Genomic DNA, 927 nt, shown 5'->3' on the forward strand with positions numbered 1-927 from the left:
ACGTGATGCTACTGCAGTCCCGTGACACGATCGCAGGTTGCGCGTGCACCCTGGTTATTCCGCCGCGTCGCGCCGGAGTTTCGCCTGCCGGCGCGTGCGGTCGTTGAGGATCTGGTGCCGGCGATGGTCGGTCAGCTTCTTCCAGTCGCGCGCCTCGTCGCGGGTGCGCAGGCAGCCGACGCAAAAGCCGGTGCGGCCGTCGAACGCGCACAGCTCGATACACGGCGATTTCACGGCCACGATCAGGCCGCCTTCGCGGGCGTCAGCACTTCGACGGTCACGTGCGACACGCCGTCGAAGCCCGCGACCAGCGCATGATAAAAGCGCGCATCGCGCGCGGCGTCGCCCGATTCGACCGACACGATCGCGCTCATGTGCCCGGGGCCCACGCGCCACACATGGAGATCGTTGACCTTGTCGCCGAGCGCCTCGATCGCGCGGCGCACGTTGTCGGTCAGCTTGCGATCGACGTTGACGTCGAGCAGGATTCCGCCCGTATCGCGCATCAGCCCGTACGCCCAGTTGGCAATCACCAGCGCACCGACGATGCCCGCGAGCGGGTCCATCCAGACCCATCCGAACGCCCGCGCGAGCAGCAGGCCGACGATCGCCAGCACCGACACGGCCGCGTCGGCGATCACGTGAACGTAGGCCGACCGGATGTTGTGATCGCGATGCGCGGCCGAGTGCGACCCGTGAGCATGATGCGCGTGGTGTGCGTCGTCGTGGTCATGGTCATGGTGATCGTCGTGCCCATGCGCATGATGATGGCCGTGATCGTGCCCGTGATGGTGATCGCCGCTCAGCAGCCACACGCTGGCGAGGTTCACGGCAAGCCCCAGCACGGCGATCGGAATCGCTTCGTCGAAGTGAATCGGCACCGGCGCCAGCAGGCGCGCGATCGCCTCATAGCCGATCAGCAACGCG

The 927-nt window shown here is 67.1% G+C and carries 2 protein-coding genes; both read right to left on the bottom strand.

All coding sequences use genetic code 11. The features are described 5' to 3' along the window. Positions 1 to 54: 54 nt before the first annotated feature. Positions 55 to 240, bottom strand: coding sequence for a DUF1289 domain-containing protein (locus JMF90_RS38605; RefSeq protein ID WP_006479855.1), 186 nt, complete (start codon positions 238 to 240; stop codon positions 55 to 57). A gap of 2 nt (positions 241 to 242) precedes the next feature. Then, a partial coding sequence (gene dmeF, locus JMF90_RS38610) for a CDF family Co(II)/Ni(II) efflux transporter DmeF (RefSeq protein WP_201326498.1) occupies positions 243 to 927 on the bottom strand: 685 nt, incomplete at its 5' end.

The sequence above is a fragment of the Burkholderia sp. E168m23 genome (assembly GCF_016586125.1).
Taxonomy (GTDB): Bacteria; Pseudomonadota; Gammaproteobacteria; order Burkholderiales; family Burkholderiaceae; genus Burkholderia; species Burkholderia orbicola.